General features: G+C 47.4%; 24 protein-coding genes. 21 read left to right on the plus strand and 3 right to left on the minus strand.

Translation table 11 applies throughout. The features are described from left to right. Nucleotides 1-211: 211 nt before the first annotated feature. The 14 genes from J4G07_02600 to J4G07_02665 all read left to right on the plus strand — a co-directional run bounded on the left by J4G07_02600 (nt 212) and on the right by J4G07_02665 (nt 14,335). On the plus strand, nt 212-1,951 hold the full coding sequence (locus J4G07_02600) for a Rieske (2Fe-2S) protein (protein ID MCE2412869.1): 1,740 nt from the start codon (nt 212-214) through the stop codon (nt 1,949-1,951). A gap of 32 nt (nt 1,952-1,983) precedes the next feature. Continuing rightward, the gene (locus J4G07_02605; GenBank protein ID MCE2412870.1) at nt 1,984-3,042 is read left to right on the plus strand and encodes a hypothetical protein; all 1,059 of its coding nucleotides are present in this window, start codon (nt 1,984-1,986) and stop codon (nt 3,040-3,042) included. Next, nucleotides 3,042-3,596 (plus strand): hypothetical protein, encoded by a 555-nt coding sequence (locus J4G07_02610; protein ID MCE2412871.1) that lies wholly within the window; start codon nt 3,042-3,044, stop codon nt 3,594-3,596. Before J4G07_02605 ends, J4G07_02610 begins: the two co-directional genes overlap by 1 nt. Before the next feature lie 143 nt (nt 3,597-3,739). Then, on the plus strand, nt 3,740-4,216 hold the full coding sequence (locus J4G07_02615; GenBank protein MCE2412872.1) for a hypothetical protein: 477 nt from the start codon (nt 3,740-3,742) through the stop codon (nt 4,214-4,216). 164 nt (nt 4,217-4,380) lie between these two features. Further along, nucleotides 4,381-5,154: a LamG domain-containing protein gene (locus J4G07_02620; protein ID MCE2412873.1), complete on the plus strand. Its 774-nt coding sequence runs from the start codon at nt 4,381-4,383 to the stop codon at nt 5,152-5,154. Nucleotides 5,155-5,374: 220 nt separating this feature from the next. Next, nucleotides 5,375-5,842, plus strand: a complete 468-nt coding sequence (locus tag J4G07_02625; GenBank protein MCE2412874.1) for a hypothetical protein — start codon at nt 5,375-5,377, stop codon at nt 5,840-5,842. Between the two features lie 83 nt (nt 5,843-5,925). After that, on the plus strand, nt 5,926-8,379 hold the full coding sequence (locus J4G07_02630) for a carbohydrate binding family 9 domain-containing protein (GenBank protein ID MCE2412875.1): 2,454 nt from the start codon (nt 5,926-5,928) through the stop codon (nt 8,377-8,379). A 297-nt stretch (nt 8,380-8,676) separates the two neighbouring features. After that, entirely contained in the window at nt 8,677-9,459 is a 783-nt protein-coding gene (locus tag J4G07_02635) for a hypothetical protein (GenBank protein MCE2412876.1), read from the plus strand. Between the two features lie 87 nt (nt 9,460-9,546). Further along, nucleotides 9,547-10,254, plus strand: a complete 708-nt coding sequence (locus tag J4G07_02640) for a DUF4159 domain-containing protein (protein ID MCE2412877.1) — start codon at nt 9,547-9,549, stop codon at nt 10,252-10,254. A 401-nt stretch (nt 10,255-10,655) separates the two neighbouring features. Beyond that, nucleotides 10,656-11,504 (plus strand): sulfurtransferase, encoded by an 849-nt coding sequence (locus tag J4G07_02645; protein ID MCE2412878.1) that lies wholly within the window; start codon nt 10,656-10,658, stop codon nt 11,502-11,504. A gap of 157 nt (nt 11,505-11,661) precedes the next feature. After that, a complete protein-coding gene (locus tag J4G07_02650; GenBank protein ID MCE2412879.1) occupies nt 11,662-11,955 on the plus strand; it encodes a hypothetical protein in 294 nt (97 codons plus the stop codon). Nucleotides 11,956-11,988: 33 nt separating this feature from the next. Next, the gene (locus J4G07_02655; protein ID MCE2412880.1) at nt 11,989-12,816 is read left to right on the plus strand and encodes a 6-carboxytetrahydropterin synthase; all 828 of its coding nucleotides are present in this window, start codon (nt 11,989-11,991) and stop codon (nt 12,814-12,816) included. 60 nt (nt 12,817-12,876) lie between these two features. Next, the gene (gene folE / locus J4G07_02660) at nt 12,877-13,455 is read left to right on the plus strand and encodes a GTP cyclohydrolase I FolE (GenBank protein MCE2412881.1); all 579 of its coding nucleotides are present in this window, start codon (nt 12,877-12,879) and stop codon (nt 13,453-13,455) included. Nucleotides 13,456-13,594: 139 nt separating this feature from the next. Continuing rightward, on the plus strand, nt 13,595-14,335 hold the full coding sequence (locus tag J4G07_02665; GenBank protein MCE2412882.1) for an SDR family NAD(P)-dependent oxidoreductase: 741 nt from the start codon (nt 13,595-13,597) through the stop codon (nt 14,333-14,335). Here J4G07_02665 and J4G07_02670 read toward each other — a convergent pair. Both J4G07_02670 and J4G07_02675 read right to left on the minus strand, forming a co-directional pair. Continuing rightward, nucleotides 14,332-15,633 carry an HlyC/CorC family transporter gene (locus J4G07_02670; GenBank protein ID MCE2412883.1) on the minus strand — a complete coding sequence of 434 codons (1,302 nt, stop codon included), beginning with the start codon at nt 15,631-15,633 and terminating at the stop codon, nt 14,332-14,334. The genes J4G07_02665 and J4G07_02670 overlap by 4 nt on opposite strands. Before the next feature lie 87 nt (nt 15,634-15,720). Next, nucleotides 15,721-17,064, minus strand: coding sequence for an HlyC/CorC family transporter (locus J4G07_02675; protein ID MCE2412884.1), 1,344 nt, complete (start codon nt 17,062-17,064; stop codon nt 15,721-15,723). A gap of 218 nt (nt 17,065-17,282) precedes the next feature. On the opposite strand from J4G07_02675, the gene eda reads away from it, so the two are divergent. From eda to rlmB, 7 genes are all read left to right on the plus strand, one after another. Further along, the gene (gene eda / locus J4G07_02680) at nt 17,283-17,942 is read left to right on the plus strand and encodes a bifunctional 4-hydroxy-2-oxoglutarate aldolase/2-dehydro-3-deoxy-phosphogluconate aldolase (protein MCE2412885.1); all 660 of its coding nucleotides are present in this window, start codon (nt 17,283-17,285) and stop codon (nt 17,940-17,942) included. A 106-nt stretch (nt 17,943-18,048) separates the two neighbouring features. Next, a complete protein-coding gene (locus J4G07_02685) occupies nt 18,049-19,983 on the plus strand; it encodes a serine/threonine protein kinase (GenBank protein MCE2412886.1) in 1,935 nt (644 codons plus the stop codon). Between the two features lie 11 nt (nt 19,984-19,994). After that, the gene (locus J4G07_02690; protein ID MCE2412887.1) at nt 19,995-20,783 is read left to right on the plus strand and encodes a hypothetical protein; all 789 of its coding nucleotides are present in this window, start codon (nt 19,995-19,997) and stop codon (nt 20,781-20,783) included. Nucleotides 20,784-20,832: 49 nt separating this feature from the next. Further along, nucleotides 20,833-21,840, plus strand: a complete 1,008-nt coding sequence (gene iolC / locus J4G07_02695) for a 5-dehydro-2-deoxygluconokinase (GenBank protein MCE2412888.1) — start codon at nt 20,833-20,835, stop codon at nt 21,838-21,840. Between the two features lie 61 nt (nt 21,841-21,901). Then, on the plus strand, nt 21,902-23,767 hold the full coding sequence (iolD, locus tag J4G07_02700; GenBank protein ID MCE2412889.1) for a 3D-(3,5/4)-trihydroxycyclohexane-1,2-dione acylhydrolase (decyclizing): 1,866 nt from the start codon (nt 21,902-21,904) through the stop codon (nt 23,765-23,767). Between the two features lie 32 nt (nt 23,768-23,799). After that, nucleotides 23,800-24,039 carry a hypothetical protein gene (locus J4G07_02705; protein ID MCE2412890.1) on the plus strand — a complete coding sequence of 80 codons (240 nt, stop codon included), beginning with the start codon at nt 23,800-23,802 and terminating at the stop codon, nt 24,037-24,039. Between the two features lie 39 nt (nt 24,040-24,078). After that, nucleotides 24,079-24,819 (plus strand): 23S rRNA (guanosine(2251)-2'-O)-methyltransferase RlmB, encoded by a 741-nt coding sequence (gene rlmB, locus J4G07_02710; protein MCE2412891.1) that lies wholly within the window; start codon nt 24,079-24,081, stop codon nt 24,817-24,819. An 11-nt stretch (nt 24,820-24,830) separates the two neighbouring features. On the opposite strand, the gene J4G07_02715 is transcribed toward rlmB, so the two are convergent. Then, on the minus strand, nt 24,831-25,580 hold the full coding sequence (locus J4G07_02715; GenBank protein ID MCE2412892.1) for a JAB domain-containing protein: 750 nt from the start codon (nt 25,578-25,580) through the stop codon (nt 24,831-24,833). Nucleotides 25,581-25,661 lie beyond the last annotated feature (81 nt).

Raw genomic sequence — 25,661 nt, forward strand, 5'->3', positions numbered from 1 at the left:
TCGGCATGTCAAATACGGATTCGCCCGACTCGCTGGCGTTAACGCAAAGGGTTTGTTTTCAATATACAGTATGGAAAACAAACGACTCACAACAAGCGCGAAACGCTCTGACTTCAGAGTGCTCACACGTCTTAACTTTTACTACAGGAGCGGTGTTTCCTCCCCTGAATGAATTCAGGGGTTTCCACACCGAAGATAAGAGATGAATTCAGTGAATACCAATTTTGTCAAAGTTGCTGCGCTCAGTGATGTGGCAGAGGGAAAACCGAGGGCTGTTAGAGTTGAAGGACATAGCATTGCCCTCTTTCAGCATGAAGGTGCTGTCTACGCAACAGATAACCAATGCCCACACATGGGCTATCCGCTCGTGAGAGGACGCGTCAGGAAGGGCGTTTTATCCTGTGATTGGCACGGTTGGAGTTACGACATGGAAGGCGGTGGATGTTTCACAGGCGGTTGTGACGACCTCGCCACATTCCCCGTCGAAGTTCGGAACGGCGATATCTATATAGATGTTGCCAGCGGTGGAAAGAAACGCGACGATGCCCATTTTCTTTTATTGAAAGAAGGTTTGCTCACTACCGACAACTGGACGCTTTCTAAAGCCATTGCCATTATGTTAGCTAAGGGCGTTTCGGAAGAGGAGACCTTGGAGTTGATGGTGAAGCACATGGGGCGGCATATCTCTACAGATAGGAACGCGTTCGAGGGTGGCAGAAAATTGGCAATGATGATGAACGGGGTAAAAGTCGCACGTATGTACCAACCTGAAGATCGACTCATTCCGTTCATGATGGCTGCGGATGGGGCATCAGGCAGACTCGGTGATCGACCTGATCGACAACCGCTTCCACCTCCGGTTGACTGGCAGAAATTGGAAGACTGGATTCGAGTGTTCTCCACTGATAAAGAGTGGGAAGGCATCGAAAAATGCCTGATCACTGCGAGACAATTGGGTGGACACGATGAAAAAATCATTCCGCTTTTCTTTCAATGCGCCGTTGAACCCTTCTTCCTCAACCACTCCAGAAATCTCATTGATCTCGCACACTTGGCTGAACTGTTAGCGCAATTTGGATGGGAGTTAACGGGGGAGTTAGTCTGTAGCCTCGGTGCGAAGATACTCGGACAAGGACGCGGCAGACCCGGAGAACTTCACCGTGAAGCCATCGAAAAATTGGAAGAAATCGATCCTATCTTTGATGCGCTTCCGCAGGAGACATCAACCGAAAGTTCTGTTGATTACGACGAGGATAAATTTTCAGCGGCTCTTGTGAGTGGCGATCTCGACGAGGTTTTTGATGCTATAACGGGAATGCTTACGGCAGGTGTTCCCATTAACACGCTGGCGACGACGATGGTCATGACAGCGGGGGATAGAATGGCACGCACACCTGTAAGTATGAGTCCGGGGTGGTGGGATCTACAAGAGGAGATGGAAATCGCATCAACAGTGAGAAAAGTGCTTCGGTACGCCGGAACCAAGGTTGCCGCCAAAGCACTCTACCACGCCGCGTGGCGATTTTTCAACAACCGATGGCTTAACATCCGCCACCAACCGATCACAGAGTTAAGGGCATCTGCAACGCCTAAAGTCCTTGATGAAGACACGGCACTGTCCGAAATTTTAGATGCGATTGAATCCGTCCGTATCCAAGAAATTGGACGACGAACCCGTGAGTATCTTAACGCTGGGTGCTCCGCGGAGCGGTTAATGACTGAAATGGGTGTGTGTATTCTTAAGGATGATAACGGTGATGATCTCCTGAGTTCCATTCGCATAGTATCTGAGGAATGGAAAACCTGTGAAGCGCATCCCGCCAGAAATCAATTGATAGTTGGTTTGGCGCGATGGGCAACGGATATCCGCAGAAATGCTGGAAACGATTCCGCTGTCCAAACTGCACACCGTTTCGCTCGCGGTGAAACCGCGACGGAACTCTATGAATAGGACCAATTTATTGGTATAATAGGGTGAGGTTTGTGCTTTACCTTACTTATCTCTCTCTTATGAAAAATTTGCTTGTCCCACTTCTGTTTAACGTGTTATGCCTTTCGGTTCAAGGCGCGACCTTGGAATTTGCTTTTCACCTCGGTGAGAAGCAGGAACCCCGTCTCGACAAACTGCTTCCTGATGTCGCACGACAAATGGCTTTCAGCGGTGATAGCACAAAGTTAATTGCAAAAGGGATGAGCGGCACTGTGGTGGAATGGGATATCCAAAGTCGGCAGAAACGAGAGATAAGCCACACCCACGCGAAACGGTGGTTCGTCTATTCCATTGGAGCGAATCAACTGTTAGTCCAGAGTGCTGATGACAACATCACTACCCTTTCGCTCGGAAGTGGTGATGAAACACTACTGACGAAGGGTCAGTATGAGAGCGGAAGTCTATCTGCGGATGGCATGTTTGCAGTGCTGTCAAAGGGCGATAGCGAAATTGAAGTTTGGCAGCTCACGAAACACGGTTCAAAGACCGTGAAAAATGACGGATCTGCTCGTAAGTTGAAAGTGCTTCAGACAAATTTTCCCGTCAGAAACGGTCTCGCGCTTTCTGATGATGGTCAGTTCATCGCCGCAGCGGAAGGCACCTACCGAGATGGCGAAGGACATCGAACGGCTATTGAGATTTGGAACACAACCGATGAACATCCGATGAGAATTTTCAACACAGGCGAGATTTTGGGGGTCTGGAACGTGCTGTTCTCACCGGATGCAACGATGTTAGCCGTTGATACACAAAAGAACGCGCAATCCGGAATCCGTATCTGGGAAATTGCAACCGGCAGACAACTCCTCACAAAATCTGGGTTTGAAGCGTATTGGACCCGTGCCCTTGTCTTCTCGCCGACTTCAAACTATCTCGTTTCAGGGGATGAAGCAGGCGATCTTCGGGTGTGGGACATTTCCGAAGGCAAATCGGTGATTTGGGAAACCTATCCCACAGGTGTCCAATCGTTAGCCTTTTCACCCAATGGTGAGTATTTGGCAGTCGCCTTTTGGGATGCCACAATCCAGATTCTACACTGGAGGGAAGAATAGTGAAGGATGAGAAAAATTTAGAAGAGGGATCTTACATTGACGCAAAAGGGCGCACACGCTGGCATCAAAACGATGAAATTGCGCTCAAATTCTTGGAACTTCATACCTTTCTGATTATTGCCGACTATCCAGAAAGCCACGCCTCACGATACCCATGGTTGGCGAATTACATCTCTCGGTTTCCGGAACCGATGTCGGACCTCATCGCACAGGGACGGTTAATAGAGGAAATTCCAGCGGCTGGCGAAGTGGTAGCAAAAATGGTTGAGGAATTTCTGGACACGGGGACAAGTGCCAAGTTGGAGGAGTTCGCCGGTGATACACCACGAACGGTTGTGGAGCTTGTGCCTGTTCCTGGACTCGGTGCCAAAACAATTAAGCGACTCTACGAGGAAGTCGGTGTGGATAGCCTTGTCTCGCTCCGAACAGCGATCAATGAAGGGAAACTCAAGGGTTTTAAAGGCATCGGTAAGAAGACGTTGGAAAAGATTGAGGCATATCTTGATACAGCATTATCCTCACCAGCGATGTCTAACATGAAAAAAAAGCAATAGGAGGAAGTTGGGACGAAACATCAGGGGTTTGGTGGAAAAAAGTAAACCCAAGTGCGTAGCTCGTAATGAAACGGAGAGCGGGCTTCAGAACGGAACATCAAAGTTCAAATCGATGTTGTTTAACCGCAAGGAAAATTAGAAAAATGGCAAATTCATTGACAACGGGTGAAATGGTTGATGGTAAGAAGCATGGGTATTGGGTTACCTATTACGCGAATGGATTTAAGCGGAGCGAAGGTCGGTACATCGCTGGCAAGAAAGAAGGACCCTGGATCAATTATCACAAAAATGGGAACAAGGCGGGTGAATCCTTTTTCCGCGATGGAAAATACGAGGGGCCTTGTTTCACCTATTATGAAAATGGAAACCTGAGATCCAGTGGGGTCTTTCCGAAACATGTCGGCAAATCCTATGATGGCAAAAAGGAGGGTCCGTTTTACAATTATGAAGCCGATGGCGAGACGGTGTGGCTAATTATAACTTACAAAAAAGGCGGTAGCCGTGCGAAACCGGATGAATATCCACTCGGTGTCTGCGACGTTTGCGGCGAGGTGAGACGCTTGGCATGGAAGGATGAATGTCCGAAATGCGGTGCTGAACTCGATAATATTGCTTTGTAGGTAGGTTTAGAGTATAATCTTAACAACGGAAAGGTAGCAAGCCTGATCCAAGTGTAATATGGGTAACAACCTCCAGAAATGTTTCCACACGATACAGAGTGCTTTGTCTATCACGTGAATATTTTACCAACTATAGGCTATAGGATAAAAAAGGGGTAAAAAGGATGAGAGTTATAGGTGCTTTTATCACTATGACGGTTCTCTTTACTGCAGGGATATGGGTTCAGGAAAGCAGGTCGAAAATTGACCCAGAGACCCTTATGGGAATGTGGCTTTTTGATCACGGAAAGGGGAATGTGGTTAAGGATTCCTCAGCGAATGGGAATGATGGGGAGATTGTTGATGCAAAACGGGTCGACGGGAAGGAAGGCATGGGCATCGAATTTGACGGAGCCAGTCATGTGGTTATCCCAGCGAGTAAGACCACCGATGACTTCCTCGACGGATTTACGTATCTACTCTGGGCGAAACCGCTTCGGAATCCTTCCGGTCCGCACGTGCGACTCATAGAAAGGGATTGGCACAATCCAAACATTCTTATCGGTCCAACCGACTTTTATGGCAGTTTCCTCAAAGGTGGCGGAATAGATAATAGTCAAATCCGGGGTGGCACTTGGGAGATGGACGAGTGGAGTTTTGTCGCCTTAACACACGACGGTAAGACGCTTATCCTCTATGTTGATGGCGAAGCCGTTGCGGATTTAGGTGTCGGAAACCCGGATTTCAGTCAGCAGCACGATAGTGGCTCAATCTGGTTAACCCGCTGGAAAGGTGGAGCGGGGTGGGACTTCGCTGGGGTCCTTGACGAGGTCGCTATTTTCAATACTGCCCTCGGTGAAGATGATCTCAATGCCATTATGGAAAAAGGACTTGAGAAGGCACTGTCCGTTTCCCCAATTGATAGATTGACAACAACTTGGGGAAATATAAAAAGGTAGGAGCGATCTCCGAATCGCGACTTAATCTTAAAGCCAACAGAAGGAACTTGGGACGAGACCTCAGGGGTTTGGTGGAAAAAGTAAACCCAAGTGCGTAGCTCATAATGAAATTATGCCTTGAATGGCATAATTTGTCTTTGCTTTACATTTGGAGAGCGGATTTGAGAATGGAACGTCAAAGTTCAATCCCATTTTGTTTACCCGCAAGGAAAAGTTAAAAATGGCAAAATCACTTACAGATGGTGAAATGCTCAATGGCAAGAAGCACGGCTATTGGACCACCTATTACGCCAATGGATTTAAGCGCAGCGAAGGTCGCTACATTGAAGGGAGAAAAGAAGGGCTTTGGATCCAGTACCACAAAAACGGGAACAAGGCAAGCGAAGCCTCCTTTCGCGATGGCAAGAACGAAGGCGACTATGTGTGCTATTACGAGAACGGGAACCGAAAATGGGGCGGTCCGTATCGAGAACACGATGGCAGCTCCGCCGATGGCAGAAAAGAAGGGGTCTGGCTCTGTTACGAGGAGGATGGCGAGACAGTGTGGCGCATCATCACCTATAAGAAAGGTGGGAGTCGTGCGAAACCGGATGAATATCCGCTCGGTGTCTGTGATGTGTGTGGCGAAGGTAAACGCTCAACGTGGAAGGATACCTGTCCACAATGCGGAACGGGGATTGCTGAATAAGTTACCAGAAATTCTGAAGTTTTTTATTTGAATCAGGTTTCAATGGGTGCATAAAGAGACCTATGGAAACCGAGGAAAAGTAATTGGAAACAGAATCAGTATTTTGGCGCGCTTTGGTGTTATTGGTGGCATTTTTTGCTTTACAATTTCCAAGGGCAGTCGTAGCTGAAGCGGAAGAATCCGATCACAGAGTTGCGACGGCTGCCCGCATTAAAGGCGCGCCCCCCCAATTAGACGGTGTTTTAGATGACGACATCTGGAAGACCGCGCCCCTCCACGAAGGCTTCCGTCAGCGCGATCCCGATGAAGGGAAACCCGCTACCCAACGCACGACTTTCCAAGTTGTATATGACAATGAGGCGGTCTATTTTGCTGTCATGTGTTATGACGAAGAACCCGAAAAAATTGTTTCCCGCCTCGTCAGACGAGATGATTTCGTTGAATCCGATAAAGTCCAGATTCTCCTTGATCCCCACTACAATCGACAGCGAGCCTTCTCATTTACTATCTATCCATCTGGCTCTGTCATAGATGGCATTACTGGAGGTAACGGATGGAATGGCTGGAACAACGCTTGGGACGGTGTGTGGGACGCAAAAACTCAAATTCACAAAAATGGGTGGGCAGTGGAATGTAAGATCCCGTTTTACATGTTTCGCTTTTCTCCAAAAGATAAATACACGTGGGGGCTACAAGTAGAGCGCGAGATTAGCCGCAGAAAAGAGCGTGCTCACTGGCGTTTAATTAAAAAGGGGGATCCGGGGTGGCTATCGCATTTTGGGGACCTGATAGGGATTGAGGATATCAAACCTTCTCGTCATTTGGAATTGATACCCTATACAATGGGCAGGACAACGCTGAACAGTAAAGCGGATTTGTGGGGCAATGTTGGTGGCGATGTCCAATATGGCATCACTTCTGGCATTACGCTCAATGCCACGGTGAATCCTGACTTTGGACAGGTAGAGGCCGACCCTGCGACTTTAAATCTTTCTGCTTATGAGGAGTTTTTCGAGGAACGGAGACCCTTTTTTGTCAAAGGCTCATCCATTTTTAACTTCGGAGAGGGAGAAAATCAATTCTTTTACTCGCGGCGAATCGGACGACAGCCCGGGCATTTTGGGATTCCAGACGGGACGACTGAACTGAGTCGTCCGGAAGCAACAACGATTCTGGGTGCCGCCAAAATCGTCGGGAGAACCAACAGCAAGACTTCTTTCGGTATCATGGAGGCTGTTACCGCCCCAGGGTATGCACAGATTCAGGAAAAAGGCAAGACGCGCGATTACCTCATTGAGCCGCTGACAAATTACTTTGTGGGTCGAGTGACACAAGACATCCTTGAAGGGAATTCTCGCGTCGGACTGATAACAACATCGGTGAATCGACGTGCCTCCAACGCGGCGTATGTCGGTGGACTGGACTGGGACTTGAGGTTTGCGAAGGAGCGGTACAAGATAAGTGGGATGGTGGCAGCGAGCCAAGCGGGAAAAGTTGAGGCACGCAAGTCGGGTTACCTTGCCCATCTTCAATTTGATAAACAGGGTGGATGGTGGCGACTTCATACCGAGTTTAATGTTCGCTCCCCAGACGTAGATATAAATGACATAGGGTATACGCAGCGCGGCGATATGATGCGGTGGTTCTATGACTTCATCGTTAAAAAAGAGCAACCCTTTAGCATTTTCCGAGAAGTCACTTTCGGGCTCTACGGTTGGCGGGAATGGAACTACGATGGCGTTAGCATCGATCGCTATTCCGAGATATGGACAGATGGTAAACTGAAGAACTATTGGGAGTATGACCTGTGGGTTGGACGGAATTTGGAATCGTTTAGGGACGAGGATGTCCGGCGCGGTGGGACGTTGATTAAGAATCCTGCGGGTTGGTGGATTTTTAGCCGACTTTCTACCGACAGTCGTAAAATGGTTCAACTTGAACTGAATCCGATCTTCGCATGGGATGACGATACCAAGAGTTCTGAAAAGGAAGTCAGTCTTCGTCTGAACATTCGTCCTGCGTCGAACATTGAACTGAGCATCGGACCGATGTATCGTTATCGAATTTACGATGCCCAGTGGGTCGGATTAGTTGAGGAAAACGTCAATGGACAAATCGAAAAACACTACGTCTATGGAGAATTAACGAGTCAAACACTTGACTTTACGACGCGCGCGAATATCAGTTTTACCCCGACGTTGAGTCTTCAATTCTATGTTCAGCCGTTCATTACTGTCGGAGACTATGGTAACTTCAAAGAGTTAGTCGAGCCGCGGTCTTATCAGTTCAAACCGTATCCGCTGAAACGCAACCCTGATTTCCACATGCGTTCGTTGCGAGGCAACACCGTGCTTCGTTGGGAGTTTCGTCCGGGAAGTACGCTGTTCTTGGTTTGGTCTCAGTCGCGTGCAGTCGAGTTAGAGGATGTGGGCGCAGCCGACCTTGAGTTTCGACCTGTGCATCGTTTGAGAGACAGTTTCACGGATCCTGGGAAGAACATCTTCCTGATTAAGTGTCGGTATTGGTTTGGAATTTAATCCTTTTCATGCCTGAAAAAATAAACCTTGACAGGTAATGTGGAAATTGGTAATATAATGTGAGTTTGACATAAACATTTGGAAAATTATCTCTGGGAAATCGTTAGTTTTATCAAATTCGTTTCACCTTTGTGAGATTATGCACCCTTTCCACCCTAAAATTGTGTCTTTAATAATCAGAGGGTTCTTTTTTAACTTCTCTTACGTCGAATTCACGTTGATAATATAAATGAGAGAAAAATCGGATGTAACAACACCTTAAAGCGCGAATGCTTAACTACATAGGAGGAGCGTAACATGAAATCGCGCCGAATACCTTTCGTATGGATGGTATCGCTTGTCATACACGTCTGTCTCGCAGTCGTTGTAGGGTATGTCGCCATCTCATCTCAACCACAGAAAGCACAAGATACTATTGATCTGAGTTTCTTTATCCTTACACCACCCCAAGCAGCAAAAAGGGATGTTATTGAGAAACCAGCCGTCGTAACAACCCCTGTTCCAGATTTGAGAGTCGTTCCGCAAACTGAGGCGACGCAGCGTCGGACGACAGTCGCACGCGCGGCGAGATCGTCCTCGACTGCAGCACCTGTGGTGTCACTCACGGCGAGCGCGCCCGCTGCGCCAAGAGGACAGCAAATCAAAGTTGCGAGTGCGTCCCCTGTGATCCAGCATACTGCGCACCCGCTGTCAACAGACGCAAAACTCCCAACAACATCAGATGGATTACCCACCGCAGGCTTGCCCAGTGGCGGGGCAATTACGGATGGTATAGGCACAGGTATTGGTGACGGTTTAGGTAGCGGTACCGGACGTGGAACTTTTGGTTCAGGATCCGATCTTGGACAAGGACGGACGCAAAGCCGTGGCAGTCTGAACTCACTCGTAGCGGGGGCTGGTGCTGCAAATATCAACGCATCCCTGTCGAATGTCGAAAAGAATATGGTTCTCGGTAATGGTGTCCCACAACTTCCGAAGGGGAGTCCAGGTGCCATCATTCAAGGTCGCGGAACAGAGATTATTGGAAGACTCAATCTCGTTCGTCTCGATGATCCATTGCATCCGAACCTCGATATATGAGGCAGCGGCATCGGACATCTCCGATTCGGGGCAGGTCTGCCCTATTTAGTCAAGTCGCTGAATGCAGAAACAGGTATCGTAACCCAAATGGTTGACGCCGTCCAAATTACGGATGCAGCGTTTCTTGAGTCACCGGTTATCTTTATGGAGCCGGTTCCCAAATCCTCAGTGCAACTCCAGAACGGGTTGCTGGGTGGTGGCAATATATGGAATGTCAGTGGGGATCGCCCTTCTTTCGGTTATACCGATCGGGAGGCACAGCGAATTCGCGAATATGTCATCAATCGCGGTGGGTTTATCTATATGCCGACACACGGAAACACGGAATTGGCAATGCAACCTGCTCTGCGGATCTTGCGCCAAATTCTTCCTGAATACCACCTCACGACGATTCCTCACGACCACGAGATTTACAACAGTTTCTATGAGTTGAGCGGGCCGCTCCGATTTCCTGTTCGGAAAATTGGGTCTACCGTTCTCCATCACGGTCCCTACCGTCAGTTACAAGGTGTCTTCATTGATGATCGGTTAGCTGTTCTTGTTGATACGGAAGCGATGATACATGTGATGGATGGTGCTGTTCAGAAGCCTTTCTTCGGTCACTATCAAGACCGGAATAGAATCTTAGATGAGTTCGCACCAGCTGCTGCACGACAACTCGTTAATATCGTCGTTTACGCGGTGACACACGGAAACATCTCGGATTACAGTAACTACATTCCGGCAAATGCTCTCGCCGATGGAGAGGGAGATGTTGCCCCGAAAAAGGCACCGAGTGCCGCCAGTCGACTGTAAGAATTCTCGTGCGAAGCCGCGCATAACTATCCATGAAGAATAAGCTGCGTCAGTCCTTTGACGTGGCTTTTTTTTGCCTCTTTGCATCATCTCCACAGACGAAAATATTGATTTTCGAGTTCTACCAGCGCGCTCGTTTGTCCTCTAATCCCGATTACATCAATATAGTGTTTTCCAAAGATTCCTATCGAGGAACCCACTCATCTTAACTTGAACCAATTTCGCTGGGAAACTTGGCAAATCCCACGAAAATAGGCGAGATGATGGCAAAATCGCGTTTCTATTTGACAAATCGAGGGTAGATATGTATAATATAAACAAGAATCGTCCTTTTAAGGCACAGTTATATGCCCATAGGAATAGGCCTTAACAAGAATACACGAAGGAGACTTTATACAAAAATGGCTGATTACGCAAATTCTGATGTTTTGGTAACGACGGAATGGGTCGCTGCACACGGTGGTGATGCAGGCATCCGACTCCTTGAAGTCGATGTGGATACCTCAGCATACGGTGAAGGACATATCGCTGGGGCAGTCGGACTCAATTGGGAAACGCAATTGTGCGACCAAGTTCGACGTGATATCCTCACGAGAGAACAGTTCGAGGCACTCTGCAATGACAGCGGTATCGCCAACGATACTACTGTTATTTTTTATGGAGATAACAATAACTGGTTCGCAACGTATGCCTTGTGGCAATTCCGCTATTACGGACACGATGAAAGTCTATTGAAAGTGATGAACGGTGGTCGTCAAAAATGGGTCGATGAAGGCAGAGAGCTTGTCACTGACGTTCCAGATCATTCGAGCACAGGATATCAGGCGAAATTCCCCGACGACAATGTTCGTGCTACAGCGGGTACGGTTCGCGAAACATTAGGGCAAGGCGTTGTTAACCTTGTCGATGTCCGTTCGCCTGCTGAGTTCACTGGTGAAGTTATCGCACCTCCCGGTATGAGCGAGACAGCGCAACGCGGTGGACATATCCCCGACGCAGCGAATATCCCGTGGGCAACAGCAGTCGCTGAAGACGGCACCTTTAAGTCTCACGACGAACTCCAAGCCATCTACGGTGGTGCGGGTGTTGATGAGAGTAAGGAAACAATCGCTTATTGCCGTATTGGTGAACGCTCATCGCATACTTGGTTTGTGCTGAAATATCTACTCGGTTATGAAAAGGTCCGTAATTACGATGGCAGTTGGACAGAATGGGGCAATCTGGTCGGAGCCCCTATTGCACGCGATTAATCGAATAGTTGTTATCGGTTAAGAGATTTTCATCTAACACAGTTTACCTCTTAAGATAGCGTCAAAATTCGCAGCTCGTAATGAAATGGAGAGCGGATTTAAGGGACGCATTTGAGAGTGCTAACGCTCGTGATTACTCCGCAAGGTAAAATTAAAAGTGCCTAAATTTGTTTCTGCCCATGCTATTGCCTGCATGACACGCCAAGACGTTTCACGATTGCTAAAGCGTTTCAGAGAAGCAGAAAACGCCGATGTGAGCAATATCCGAGTCTTGTGCGATACGCTGTCAGGACGCATGGTCTGTGAATGGGAAGCACGCGACAGTATCACCTTAATCGAGTGGTTGAAAAAGTGCAATGTCCAGATACGCGGAACGGGCGAATGGCTCATGGCAGTCCAGTATGAGTCAATCGACGATGAACTCGTCGCACCTCCGCGGCACACTGCTTAGGTCCTTGGTAGAGGACTTGACCGCACAAAACCGATGTACTACTTAACCCGACAAACGGCGTTTGAAGCATCACATTACAACCGTATCCCTGAACTGAGCGATGCAGAGAACTTTGAGTTGTTTGGTGCCGCCGCAAATCCAAATAGCCACGGGCATAACTATGTGCTTGAGGTCATGGTGAAAGGCAGTGTAGATGTAGATGATGGTATGGTCATCAATCTGGTGACTTTGGACGTGTTGTTGAAGAGCGAAGTGCTTGCCAATTACGATCACAAACATCTAAACCGTCAACATCCGGTATTCGCAAAGAACTCGCAATTACAACCGACGTGTGAGAACATCTCTATAGAGATTTGGCAGCGGCTTGATCCTTCTTTGCCGGAGGGAATGTTGCACAGGGTGCGCCTCTACGAAAGTGCGGCAAATTTTGCAGACTATTATGGGGAAGGACCTATGGTTTATCTTACGAAAGTCTACGATTTTAGTGCCGCCCACCGTTTGCACAGCCATGCACTGAGTGATGAAGATAACCGGGATATTTTCGGAAAGTGCAATAATCCGGCTGGGCATGGACATAACTACGTACTCGAAGTTACCGTAAAGGGAGACGTAGATGCGAGGACCGGATTGGTTGCTGGTTTGAATCTTCTTGACGAAGTCGTTCAAAAACAGGTTTATGCGCGTTTCGACTATAAACACCTGAATCTCGATACTACTGAGTTTAAGGTGCTCAATCCGACGTCGGAGAACTTCGTCAAAGTGCTTTGGGACGTGTTAGAACCGAATTTGCGCCCAGTGGTTCTACACCGCCTTCGCTTGCGAGAGACACCCAAAAACCATTTCGACTACTACGGCGAGTAAGCCACCTTCTGCCCAGTAGGCATATATAAACACAGCCCATTGGAGGCATATTTTAACATAATGGAGTTTAATCAGGCTAACGTTACCCCTGAGTTGGAAGGACTTTACACAAAAATCCTTCAAAGCTTAGGTGAAGATCCGAGTCGTCAAGGCTTAGTGAAAACACCATACCGTGCCGCGAAAGCGATGGAATTTTTGACGAGCGGTTATCATCAAAGCGTTGATGATATTCTGAATGGAGCCATCTTTGATGAGGATTATGACGAAATGGTGATTGTGAAAGAGATTGAGTTTTACAGTCTCTGTGAGCACCATATCCTACCGTTTTGGGGTAAATGTCACGTTGGGTATCTCCCGCGGAAACAGATTGTGGGTTTGAGTAAGATCCCGCGCATTGTAGATATGTTTTCCCGTCGGTTGCAAGTTCAGGAGCGTCTCACGCGTGAGATTGCCGAATCACTCGAAACCGCCCTCGACCCCCGCGGTGTCGCTGTCGTGATGGAGGGACAACACCTGTGCATGATGGCACGCGGCGTTGAAAAGCAAGCACCGAAAATGACAACAAATGTCATGCGGGGGACGTTCCGTGAGGATAGTTCAACGCGCGCGGAGTTTCTGAGGTGTATTCAAGTATCCTAATATATTTCTCGGACTTTCTCATTTACTTCTCTTATTTTTTATCAAAACCGTAAGCCTGTAACGTAGTGGAGGGCGGCTTTTAGGAAAGGCGTGTGAAAATTTCAACCTACGTCAGGAACCCGCAAGGTATAATTAAAAAATGGCAGAAATAGGAAGACTCGACGGTAAAGTCGTGGTGATTACTGGAGCGTCAAAGGGGATTGGTAAGGCAACCGCTTTCGCTTTCGCAGCAGCAGGTGCGAAGGTTGTGCTCGCTGCCCGAACACGTGAAACACTCGAACAGGTCGCAGTGGAACTTAGAGAAGTAGCGGTTGCTAACCCCGATTCCATACTCGCTGTTCCAACAGACGTTACCAACGTCGATGCTGTGAAGCAACTTATCCACCGGACATTAGATGTTTACCAACACGTGGATATCCTAATCAACAATGCGGGGATCGGTCATTTCGGACCCGTGATCGATTTCGAGTCTGACGACTGGGATGCGGTACTCAATTCCAACTTAAAGGCTGTTTATCTCTGCGCAAAGTACGCGCTTCCGTCCATGTTGGAACGAGGCAGTGGACAGATTGTTAATGTGCTTTCAATCGCCGCGAAAGTTGCGTTTGAAGCTTCAGGTGCGTATTGTGCCGCGAAAGCAGGGGCGTTAGCACTCACAAAAGTTTTAGCCAGTGAAGTCCGCGAACAAAATATTCGAGTTACCGCTGTTTTACCGGGATCAGTACATACTCCATTTTGGGACGGCGTTCCAGAACACCCAGACTTTGAACAGATGTTAACACCGGAACATGTCGCTGATACAATTGCTTCCATTTGTCAGCAACCGCCGGGTATGGTGACTGAAGAGATCGTTGTAATGCCGCCCCTCGGAATTCTCTAAGCAGTAAAACGTCCGAGTCGTCGCCGAATGCGAATCTTGCGGATAGCACGTGCGTCAGCATCTATAACAGTGATAATAGAATCGCCCAAGTCAAGTTCAGTGTCAATTTCTGGAATGGTACCGGTCCGATCCAGAATATAACCAGCAACCGTTTCATAATCACCTTCGGGGATTGCGAGTCCGTAGTGTTCTTCGAGCAGGTCTACTTCAGTTCTCGCATCACATTCAAGAATCTGAGGTGTAATCAGGCGGATGAATTCGGGGGCATCACGTTCATCGGCAAATTCACCGACAATTTCTTCAACAAGGTCTTCGATGGTGACGAGGCCAACCGTGCCGCCATATTCATCAACAGCAAATACCATTGTGTGCCGGGTATGTTGAATCTCTTTGAGGAGCGCGTTAATGTTTTTAGATTCGGGGACGTGCAGTGCTGATCGGATGAAGGGTTGAATCGTGTTAGGCAGGCTATCGGATTTTTCGTTGGGATTTGGATCTCCCTCTGGTTCGGCATCATTGTAAATAACGTCTAAGAGGTTAACGATTCCAACGATATTGTAAATTTGTTCTTCGTAGACCGGAATCCTTGAAAACCCGGAGTCAGCAGCGACTTGCAAAAAATCTTCGCATTTTGTATTCTTCTCAATTGCAACGATGTCGACAAGCGGCACCATGACCTGTGCAACCGTCCGATTTTGTAGATTGAGCAGACTATGAATCATACGCCGTTGATTGGTGTGTAGGTTGCCGGACCGTTCCCCCATCGTTGCGAGAAGTCGGAGTTCTTCACGCTGGGCATCGGGACTCGGTGTGCTCGAACCCCTATCTACGAGTTTGACGATAAATTGCGTCAAAGTTTGCACAAGGTAGATCAGCGGAGCTAAAACCATTTCAGAAAGGCGTAGGAGATAGGCATAGCGCAGTGCCAAGGTATCTGCCTTGACACGAAAGATAGTTTTCGGTAAAATTTCTCCAAAGATGAGGAGTAGGGTCGTTATACCAGCCGTTGCAATGAGTCCCTGCAGACTTACTGCCAAGTTCGGGAGTCCTCGGACAACAAGACCTTCACCGAGTTGTGCGATAAGCACATTTGCGAGATTTGTCCCGACCAGTGTCAGCGCGAGCATTCTCTGGGGCGATTCTACCAAACGATGAACGATGCTCGCTCTGGCATTCTCGGATTCGACGAGCTGATTAATTCGGAGTTTGTTCACCGAGACAAGTGCTGTTTCCGAACCAGAGTAAAAAGCTGACAACACAAGGCAGACCAGAACTGCCAGCACAAGTGAACTTAACACAGTTATCTGTCCTGTGCTACTCGCACCGATTAAAAAGATCGATAATAGAAGAATTTTCAATTGCTTTGTATCGGGTGGCCGGTATTTTTACACTTCAGTTTTGCTGTCAGTAACCGGCATTTTGATGAATAAACTTGTGATAGCATTGCCTTCTGTAGCAGTAATTTCAAATTCGATACCGTTTTCGTCAATGTAGGATTCGCCAACGGAGGGAATGCGACCAAAGAGTCCGAGGACATAGCCACCAATGGTGTCTACATCGTCTTCACTGAGTTTTAATTCAAATTGCTGATTGAGTTCGCGGATGCTCATACGCCCAGAAGTTTCAAGTAACAACGGGGCTTCAGAGTGTTTGACAAGATCAGGTGGAGAGTCGTCTCTATCGTGTTCATCAACAATGTCTCCGACGACTTGTTCGACAATATCTTCGGTGGTAACAATTCCTGAAACGCCTCCATATTCATCGCGGAGGATCGCCATTTTGGTTTTTTCGCGTGTGAGTTGTAGTAACAATGCCCCGATCTTACGGGTCTCAAGGACAAAGATGGGATCGCGAATGAGTGAAGCATTAGGCGAGGCTTCAGAAATCTGATCCCGCTTTTCGAGGAAAGCATCAAGTGTAAGTGAATTCACAGGGGCGTGTCGCCAGCGTGCTAAATCTTTGACGTAGAAGATGCCACAAATATTATCGATTTGTTCTTGATAGACAGGAATGCGTGAAAACCCGTATTGCTTTGCTTGCTTTAATGTTTCTTGAATAGTGTTTGATGTCGGCACTGCCACGACTTCAGTCCGTGGCACCATAATCTCTTTTGCCTCGATGTCACGTAATTGGAGAATATTGCTCACAATTTTCCGTTCATCGGGCGGGAGTGCTTCTTCGTGATAGGTATCGACAATGTCTCTAAAATCTGTTGCTGTGAGGTGTTCTATAGGGGATGGGTGTCCACCGAATACTGGAACAAGAAAGTCGATGATTCTGCGTAACAAACCGCGTAACGGCGAAATGATAATGGAAAATATCCATAGCGGTGGGGCGGCGACTTTTGAAAAGAATTCCGCATGCTTAATGGCGTAAGATTTTGGAGTCATCTCACCGAAAATAAGCATGAGGACGACGCTGAGGACTGTAGCTGTCGCAAACTGGATCACTTCTGTATATTGCGGAAGCACCTGTTTAACAAGCCAGAGCATCAGAATCGCGAAGGAGACATTGACAAGATTATTACCAAATAGGACGGTGATAAACAGTCTGCGTGGGTTGTCGACAAAACTGACAATTGCAGACGCGCTGCCCTTTTCAAGGCGGAGCCTTTCAATTTGAACGCGAGTCAGTGCGCATAGAGCCGTCTCGGAGCCAGAAAAAAAGCCTGAGAGGACGAGTAACCCTGCTAAACCGATCAGATAGGGGAGTAGTGGAACAACTTCCATTCTTTTTTAGAAAACAATTTTTCGACGAAATTGCATGTCGAGAATTGCTATTAAGTGCACTGAATCAGCGATAATTTGTAATCTGGGCATTTGTTTAATGATAACATATTGACAAAAAAATCGCAACAAAAATATTATTTTTTGTAGATAGTATTTGCAAGGCAATATTAAGAAATACCTTTAACCTCAAACGAATAGGACTAATTTTGAGGACATCTATGACAAAATTAGAACAGATGCAACAGATTGAAGCGTGTGGTATTGTGGCTATCATTCGCGCCAATAGCGCAGATGAATTGATTGAAGCAGCGGCGGCGATTCATGCCGGTGGTGTGAACGTAATTGAAGTGACGATGACAACACCGAACGCGTTACAAGTAATTAACGACGTTTCATCCACGTATGGAGATACCGTTCTCGTTGGTGCTGGATCGGTATTAGACGCAGAAACAGCACGCGCTGTAATGTTATCAGGTGCTGACTTTGTTGTCAGTCCTGTTACGAAACTGGATGTAATTGAGATTTGTAACCGCTACGGTAAAGTGGTGATTCCCGGGGCATTTACCCCAACCGAAATCTTGATGGCATGGGAAACAGGAGCAGACTATGTGAAGGTATTCCCATCAAGCGGTGTTGGTGCTGATTACATAAAAGACGTGAAGGCTCCGCTGCCGCAAATCCCGTTGGTTCCGACAGGTGGCATCAATGCGGAAAACGCGGCTGATTTTATCACGGCTGGTGCAACCGCTTTGGGAGTTGGAAGTGCGCTCGTTAACAACCAACTCATTGCGGCAGGTGAATTCGCAATCCTTACGGAGAGAGCTAAGAAGCTGGTGAAGGAGGTACGACGCGCCCGTTCAGGTTCTAATGCAGTTTAGATTTGTTCAAAATGTATTTTTATGTTGACAATTAATCTTAATTCTGTTAATTTTAATATAAGATTTTAATGCAGAACCTATGCTCTGTCCCCTTTGAGTGCCAATTATGCAAATTGATCAACTCATCTTAGGTAAATATAGATTGCTTGAGTTTCTCAATTCAGGGGGATTCTCTTCGGTTTTTCGCGCCCGCGAAGAAATGACAAATCGAGAGGTTGCAATTAAAGCCTTAGCAAAAACTGCCTACCCTGCCAGCAGAATGAAATTTTTGCTGACTGAATTTCAAGCGATGTCGAAAATTTGGGGGCATCCAAATATTGTCTCAATTCATACCGTTGAACCCGGCGAAGATGACTATGTCGCGTGGATAGTGATGGAGTATGTTGAAGGTAAAAGCCTTCACGATCTCATGCAAGAGGGTGCCCTCAGTCTAACAGATACTCTCAATATCGGCTTAGATATTTGTCGAGGGCTAAAAGCAGCGCATGCACACAAAATTATGCATCGCGATATCAAACCGCAGAATATTTTACTCACAACCGGGAAAGAGGCAAAAGTCGCCGACTTTAGTATCGCTCGCATATTTGGCGAAACCACCGAATTCGCTGAGACCATGGCTGGCACCCGACGCTACATGGCACCCGAACAACACTACGGAGCTTACGACTATCGCGCGGATCTTTATTCCACAGCACTCATCTTGTATCAAGCCGTAACCGGACGATTCCCTTTTTCAGGTGAGAACAAGGAGATTGATAAGAAGAAAGCCGCCGGAGAAATAGAAGAAATCCATAGATGTCCCGAAGTACTCCGCAATTTCTTACAAAAAGCACTTCACCGACAACTCTCAGAACGCCATCAGAGTGCCGATGAGATGTACGAAGAACTGGATCGGATTCGCCAAGATGAGTATGTTAAACAAGCATCCCAACTTATTGATGCGAGCGTTAATTCCAATAATCCGAGATTAGCGGAAGCACTTGAGCGATACCGTAAGACGTTTCGCCTCTCGCTCGCAGATGCTGAACGGATGAATCAAAACCTCTTTTTTCAGCGACGGCAGAATGAGGAAAATGGTAAACGCGAGAAGATCGCAACCCAAGTTCAAAGACACTATACGCTCGCCACACGTTACATCGAAAGCCAAGACTTTCGAAGCGTCCTTTCAGAACTCCACAAAGCAAGTCGTCTCTGCATTGACGAACAGGATTTAACCGAAACTATAGACGATGTGTTTGACGAGCTCAGTGCCGCGAACATGGTCTTCCCATCAAGCCCGACTGTTGAGGAAATTGTTGTACTCATTCAGAAATTACCAGAGAATGAAAATGCTGTCCTTCGTACATGGTTTGAGCATCAAATACCGGCACCGGAAGAAACAACAGATATAACGCCCATACGCCCTCGTGTTAGAGCAACCGGCAGTTATCGACTCGTGATGGAGGAAGCTTCACCGGAATTCCTACTCGATCAGGTTCACAGCGATATCCAATACCCACACGAGATAGAAGCATTTCGTATCTTCCGGCAGATCCAAATCTATGAACAACAGGGGCGAACCCGGCAGTGCCACGTGCTTTATAGGAAACTCGGTAGATTCTATCAAAAACAGGCGAACAACTTTGTCAAGAAAGACGATTTAGAACTCGTTGCCAACTGTTATACGCGCGCTCGTTTTGCTTACACGGTCGCAGAGAAGCAGCGTCTCGCCAGAAAAAATGCCAAAAAAGGTGGGATTTATTACACGCGCTTGGCACGTCAATTTGAACTACAGCGTTCATGGGAAGAAGCAGGGAAATCTTATATTCTTGCTGCTTACAATCATGGCTACGCGAATTTGCCGTCACTCGTTGAAGAATGCCATCGTATGGCAACCGTCTGTTATTTTAACGCTGCTGAAAGTGCGCATCTCAATGATGATTTACAAACCGCTTATGACTATTACACGTTAATCTTAGCAGTCGGTGAAAAAATGTCTACACCGACAAAAATGGTAAGCGAAGCACAGAAATTGATGTCGGAAATCCCGGTCGAAAGTTAAAGGAACTACAGGTGAAAGCAGCTTTAAAGCGCGGAGAAGTGCTTGTCGGAACATTTGTACTTGAATTCGCTGGCTCCGCGATTGCAACACTTCTCGCAAGTGCCGGGGCAGACTTTATTATCGCAGACTTGGAACATAGTTCCTTTTCCATGGAAACTATTGGACGGACAATTCGGAACGCACGTGGTTCAAACCTTCCTTGTATTGTCCGCGTTCCCATACTTGAACGTCATTTTGTCTCTCGGGTACTTGATGCAGGAGCAACCGGGGTCATGATTCCTCGGGTCGAATCCTGTGAAGACATTGAGAAAATTAAAAAGTGGACAAAATACGCCCCCGAAGGTGACCGAGGAGTCGCTTTCGGCATTGGACATACCGATTATGGTGACTTCACAAAACTCGATACCAGAGCGTATGTCCACAACGCGAATCAGGAAATTCTCACCATCGGGCAGATTGAAACCATCCAAGCCGTTGAAAACCTAAATGAAATCCTCGATGCCGGTGAGTTAGATGTTGTATTTATTGGTCCCTACGACCTATCCACGTCTTTGGGTATCTCTGGTGAGCTCAACCATCCACTGCTTTTAGAAGTTATAAAAAATATTATTAACCTCACGCAGATGCATAACATCCCTTTAGGCTGTTATGTCAACGACTTTGCGGGTGGTGAACAGTGGTTGAATCTTGGCGTTCAACTGATCGCTTGCGGAAATGATGCTTTTCTCTTAACTCGTAAATTTGCTGAGGAACATCAAAAATTTAAAGATGCCGTAACCGATTTGAACGCTCGTAAATGAGGGTTTGACGGATTTTTAATTTCTAAAATAGGACACGCGCTGCGAAAAAATGGAAACTTACGATATTCTCACAATCGGACGAAGTTCTTTAGACCTATACGCGAATGACATCGGTGCCGCGTTTCCAGATATTAAAAGTTTTGGTGCCTTTGTTGGTGGATGTCCTACGAATATCAGCGTTGGTGTTCAGCGGCTTGGGCTTCAAGCTGCACTCCTCACCGCTGTCGGTGAAGATCCCGTTGGGGAGTTCCTACTCAAATTTTTGAAAGATGAGGGCGTTGAAATCCGGTTTATTCCACACAAACCCGGGTGCCGAACAAGTGCAGTCGTTCTCGGTATTGAACCGCCAGATCGGTTCCCGCTCATCTATTACCGCGATAACTGTGCGGATATTGAGCTCACTATTGACGATGTTCTCGCTGCGCCGATCGCTGAAAGTCGAGCCGTGCTAATATCTGGAACTGGCTTGAGTAAAGAACCGAGTCGCAGCGCGACGCTCTACGCTGTAGAACAAGCACAAGCACTCGGCAAACACGTCTTTTTGGATCTTGATTTCCGTGCGGATCAGTGGCATGATCCAAGAGCATTCGGTGTTGTCATGCGATCAGCTTTACGTTATATTGATATTGCAATCGGGACAGAGGAAGAGATCAAAGCGGCAACGCTTACGAGTCTTTCACAACTCACAATTGAACACTCTCAAATCTCGAATCCTACGATTGAAGGGGATATGACACTTGCTATGGAGACGCTTTTAAGTGCCGGTCCAGATGCGCTAATAGTGAAACGTGGGATTGAAGGTGCGGATGTTCATTTAGCGAACGGAGAAATCGTTCACGCTGAACCCTTTCCTGTCGAAGTTTACAATACGCTCGGTGCCGGTGATGCTTTCGCGAGCGGATTTCTTTACGGTCATCTCAGTGGTTGGGGTTGGGAAAAATCTGCCCGTCTCGGCAACGCTACAGGTGCGATTGTCGTAACACGGCACGGTTGTGCGAACTTTATGCCGACAATGCCCGAAGTTGATGAATTTGTCGCGGAACGCGGCGGATGGTAAATATACTTTGGTTTAGGTTCCATACCGCACCAGACACTACATCAAAGGAGCAGCAATTTTTATGAAAACACAAAAACTCACGATGGGACAAGCCATCGTTCAATTTCTTCGACAACAATATGTTGAACGAGATGGGAACGAAACCCAATTTTTTGCCGGTATGTTCGGGATCTTCGGCCATGGAAACGTTGCGGGTATCGGGCAAGCGTTGCATCAGTATTCCGATTCCTTCCGTTTCTACCAGACTCGGAACGAACAATCGATGGTACACACCGCCGCTGCATTTACGAAAATGAACAATCGCCTGCGAACCTTTGCCTGCACCTCATCCATTGGACCTGGGGCAACAAACATGATTACAGGTGCTGCAGGTGCAACGATTAACCGACTGCCGGTCCTCTTACTACCGGGGGATATCTTTTCCACACGCTTAGTTGCCCCAGTGTTACAGCAGCTTGAGTCTTCCAGTTCACAGGATTATTCAGTAAACGATTGTTTCAAGCCGATTTCACGGTATTGGGATCGGATTAATCGCCCAGAACAGATAATTACTGCCTTGCCAGAGGCAATGCGAGTGCTGACATCGCAGGCTGATACCGGAACAGTAACCTTAGCACTTCCACAAGACGTTCAGGCTGAAGCGTATGATTATCCCGCACAACTTTTTGAGAAACGCGTTTATACCATCTCTCGACCTCGCGCTGATGTAAGCCTACTGAATCGGGCAGCGGCGTGGATCCGCGAGAGTAAATCTCCTTTGATTATCGCTGGTGGTGGTGTTATCTACGGTGAAGTTACAGCAGAACTCGCACAATTCGCAAAGCAAACCGGTATTCCTGTCGGTGAAACCTTCGCCGGAAAAGGTTCACTGCCCTATAACCATTCACAGAATCTTGGCGCAATCGGCGCGACGGGAACGCCAGGGGCGAATATCACTGCCCGAGAGGCAGATTTGGTGATTGCAATTGGCACGCGCTTGAGCGATTTCACGACTGCTTCTAAGACTGCTTTCCAAAACCCCAACGTCCGTTTCATCAATATTAATGTTGCGGAATTCGATGCCTTTAAACATGCCGCTTTACCGCTTGTCGCAGACGCTCGCGTCACACTTAATGAACTCGCTGCCGCCGTAGGGAACTATCACATTGATGCTACCTACGCCGAGCAAATCAAGAACTATCGCGACGAATGGGAAGAAGAAGTGGATCGGCTTTACCATCTTGGTCACAGTCCTTTGCCGAGTCAAAGTGAGGTCATCGGTGTGGTTAACGAATTTTCACGTCCAGAAGATGTAATGGTCTGCGCGGCAGGGAGCCTTCCGGGAGATTTGCACAAGTTATGGCGAACCCGTAATCCGAAACAGTACCACTTAGAGTACGGATACTCGTGTATGGGCTACGAAATCGCTGGCGGATTGGGCATCAAAATGGCAGATCCGAACCGAGATGTCTACGTCATGGTAGGTGATGGTTCATACTTAATGCTCGCACAAGAAATCATCACATCAATTCAGGAAGGTTTTAAACTCATTATCGTGCTTGTGAATAACGAGGGACATAGTAGCATCGGTGGATTGTCGCGGGCAACTGGTGCACAAGGCTTCGCTACCCGCTTCCGCTACCGGGATGAAAAGACTGGTGAACTTGAAGGGAACTTTTTACCGGTAGATCTCGCCGCGAATGCCGCCAGTCTTGGTGCCAAGGTAATTGAAGCGACAACCTTGCAAAGCCTGAAAGCCGCACTCCATGAGGCACGCGAAGCTGAGCATACAACCGTTGTGAAGATTGATGTAGATTACTACCAAGGGGTTCCACGCTACGAATCGTGGTGGGATGTTCCTATCGCGCAAGTCTCCGAAGTAGACACGGCGCAAGAGGCGTATGAAGAATACGAATTAGATAAGCGAAAGGAACGCTACTTCCTTTAGTCTATTGAATCAATACGAACGAAGGGAAAGTCATGAAAGCATCAGAACTGTTAGCAAAAGTCAAATCGGGACAAGCTATTGGGTGTGATTCATGTGATGAGAAAATCCCAGCCAATGACGTTTTGGAATTTGTGTTTAAGTTGGGGACACTCGCGCCGCGCATGGAAAACGCAAATGTCGGTGATATTACCTGCGTTAAATGCCAAACTGCAGATCCAGATATTAATATTGAACCGCGCGGACCGGATGTTAAATTCGTTCGTGGCGGCTAAGCTGTAACGGCTGATATCCGTATTCGTCTACACTTTGATATGTCGGAATATATTGTTGGCAGGAACCCAGTTATAGAACATCTACAGCGCGGGACTCAAGCCGTAGAAAAAATCTGGATTGCTGAACGGAATACCCACTCGCGCATCCGACATATCGTCACAATGGCAGAAAAGGCGGGTATCCCTATAAAGCGCTGTACACGACGCGAACTCGATCGGCTTGAGCCATCTGTACCACACCAAGGTGTTATCGCCTTTGTGATTCCAGGGCGTTACGATGATCTGTCATCAATACTCGAAAAAATAGAACGCAGTGAACACAACGCGCTCTTAATTATATTGGATAACATTCAAGATCCAAGAAACCTTGGGGCGGTTCTCCGGACGGCTGACGCCGTGAATGCTGATGCTGTTATCATTCCAAAAAATCGTGCTGTCGGTGTCACAGCAGCTGTACACAAAGCATCGGCAGGTGCGTCCACATATATGCCTATCGTCAAAGTGACGAACATTGCCCATACCATAGACACCCTTAAAAACAGAGGGATATGGGTTGCCGGTGCCGCCGAGAGCGCATCTTGTCTATACACAGAAGCTGACTTTAAAGTGCCATTGTGTCTTGTTTTGGGGAGTGAAGGTAAAGGCCTCCGGCGGCTTGTCAAGCAAAAATGTGATTATCTCGTTAACTTGCCGATGTTAGGAAAGATTGACTCTCTCAACGTTTCAGTTGCAGCCGGTGTGCTGTTATATGAAGTAATTCGGCAACGCGACGTGAAATAAATCGGCGTACTTCAAATGAAGTTTTCTTCCTTCAGGCTAACAAAAATCCCATCGCCGATAATAATGTGATCCAACACTTTTATCCCAATTTGATTTCCAGCCTCAATCACTTGTTTTGTTGCCCGAATGTCCTCTTGACTCGGCTGTGGATCTCCAGATGGATGATTGTGAACGAGGATAATTGAATTCGCTGACTCCTCAATAGCGAATCGGAAAATTTCGCGAGGGTGAAAAACACTGGCGTTGAGCGTGCCTTCAAAGACTGTTCCTTCTGACAATAATCTTTTTCCCCAACTCAAATCGTCACTCAGTTCACCAGTGATGCCTTTGGTTGTCACACCCCCCTTGGTGTCAAGGCACAAGACACAAACGATCTCCTTCTGTAGGTACCGCATTTTAGACATCATCAGATCAGCAACATCAGCCGGAGATGTAATTTTATCGCGGTCGGCGTGGAAACGTGCCAATCGTTTTCCGAGTTCAAGTGCCGCGACGATCTGCGCGGCTTTTGCCTCACCGACGCCTTTAATCTTCTCAAATTGTTTAGACTTATGGTCAGCCATCCGCTTCAAATCACCTTCAAACGCCATAAGAATCTGTTCACCAAGCTGAATAGCGGTCGTTCCTTGGAAACCATTTCTGAGAATAATAGCCAGGAGGTCAGAATCTCTCAGTGCCTCTGGTCCATGTTTCCGGAGTCTTTCACGGGGACGTTCATCCTCCGGGAGGTCCTTAATGCGTATAGGGTTCGCTTCGTACATTGCTTTCCTTTCTGTCTCGTAGAAATTCGCCAACATTATACTCTATTTCAGTGTTAAAAACAAACGAAATCCGATTGCATT

This window comes from Candidatus Poribacteria bacterium, assembly GCA_021295715.1.
In the GTDB taxonomy this organism is placed as follows: domain Bacteria; phylum Poribacteria; class WGA-4E; order WGA-4E; family WGA-3G; genus WGA-3G.

Excerpts from the sequence above, each read along its gene's own strand:
- J4G07_02615 (MCE2412872.1), top strand. The coding sequence starts at position 3,740 with ATGGCAAATTCATTGACAACGGGTGAAATGGTTGATGGTAAGAAGCAT.
- J4G07_02620 (MCE2412873.1), top strand. The coding sequence starts at position 4,381 with ATGAGAGTTATAGGTGCTTTTATCACTATGACGGTTCTCTTTACTGCA.
- J4G07_02625 (MCE2412874.1), top strand. The coding sequence starts at position 5,375 with ATGGCAAAATCACTTACAGATGGTGAAATGCTCAATGGCAAGAAGCAC.
- J4G07_02635 (MCE2412876.1), top strand. The coding sequence starts at position 8,677 with ATGAAATCGCGCCGAATACCTTTCGTATGGATGGTATCGCTTGTCATA.
- J4G07_02640 (MCE2412877.1), top strand. The coding sequence starts at position 9,547 with ATGGTTGACGCCGTCCAAATTACGGATGCAGCGTTTCTTGAGTCACCG.
- J4G07_02645 (MCE2412878.1), top strand. The coding sequence starts at position 10,656 with ATGGCTGATTACGCAAATTCTGATGTTTTGGTAACGACGGAATGGGTC.
- J4G07_02655 (MCE2412880.1), top strand. The coding sequence starts at position 11,989 with ATGTACTACTTAACCCGACAAACGGCGTTTGAAGCATCACATTACAAC.
- folE (MCE2412881.1), top strand. The coding sequence starts at position 12,877 with ATGGAGTTTAATCAGGCTAACGTTACCCCTGAGTTGGAAGGACTTTAC.
- J4G07_02665 (MCE2412882.1), top strand. The coding sequence starts at position 13,595 with ATGGCAGAAATAGGAAGACTCGACGGTAAAGTCGTGGTGATTACTGGA.
- J4G07_02675 (MCE2412884.1), bottom strand. The coding sequence starts at position 17,064 with ATGGAAGTTGTTCCACTACTCCCCTATCTGATCGGTTTAGCAGGGTTA.
- eda (MCE2412885.1), top strand. The coding sequence starts at position 17,283 with ATGACAAAATTAGAACAGATGCAACAGATTGAAGCGTGTGGTATTGTG.
- J4G07_02685 (MCE2412886.1), top strand. The coding sequence starts at position 18,049 with ATGCAAATTGATCAACTCATCTTAGGTAAATATAGATTGCTTGAGTTT.
- iolC (MCE2412888.1), top strand. The coding sequence starts at position 20,833 with ATGGAAACTTACGATATTCTCACAATCGGACGAAGTTCTTTAGACCTA.
- iolD (MCE2412889.1), top strand. The coding sequence starts at position 21,902 with ATGAAAACACAAAAACTCACGATGGGACAAGCCATCGTTCAATTTCTT.
- J4G07_02705 (MCE2412890.1), top strand. The coding sequence starts at position 23,800 with ATGAAAGCATCAGAACTGTTAGCAAAAGTCAAATCGGGACAAGCTATT.
- rlmB (MCE2412891.1), top strand. The coding sequence starts at position 24,079 with ATGTCGGAATATATTGTTGGCAGGAACCCAGTTATAGAACATCTACAG.
- J4G07_02715 (MCE2412892.1), bottom strand. The coding sequence starts at position 25,580 with ATGTACGAAGCGAACCCTATACGCATTAAGGACCTCCCGGAGGATGAA.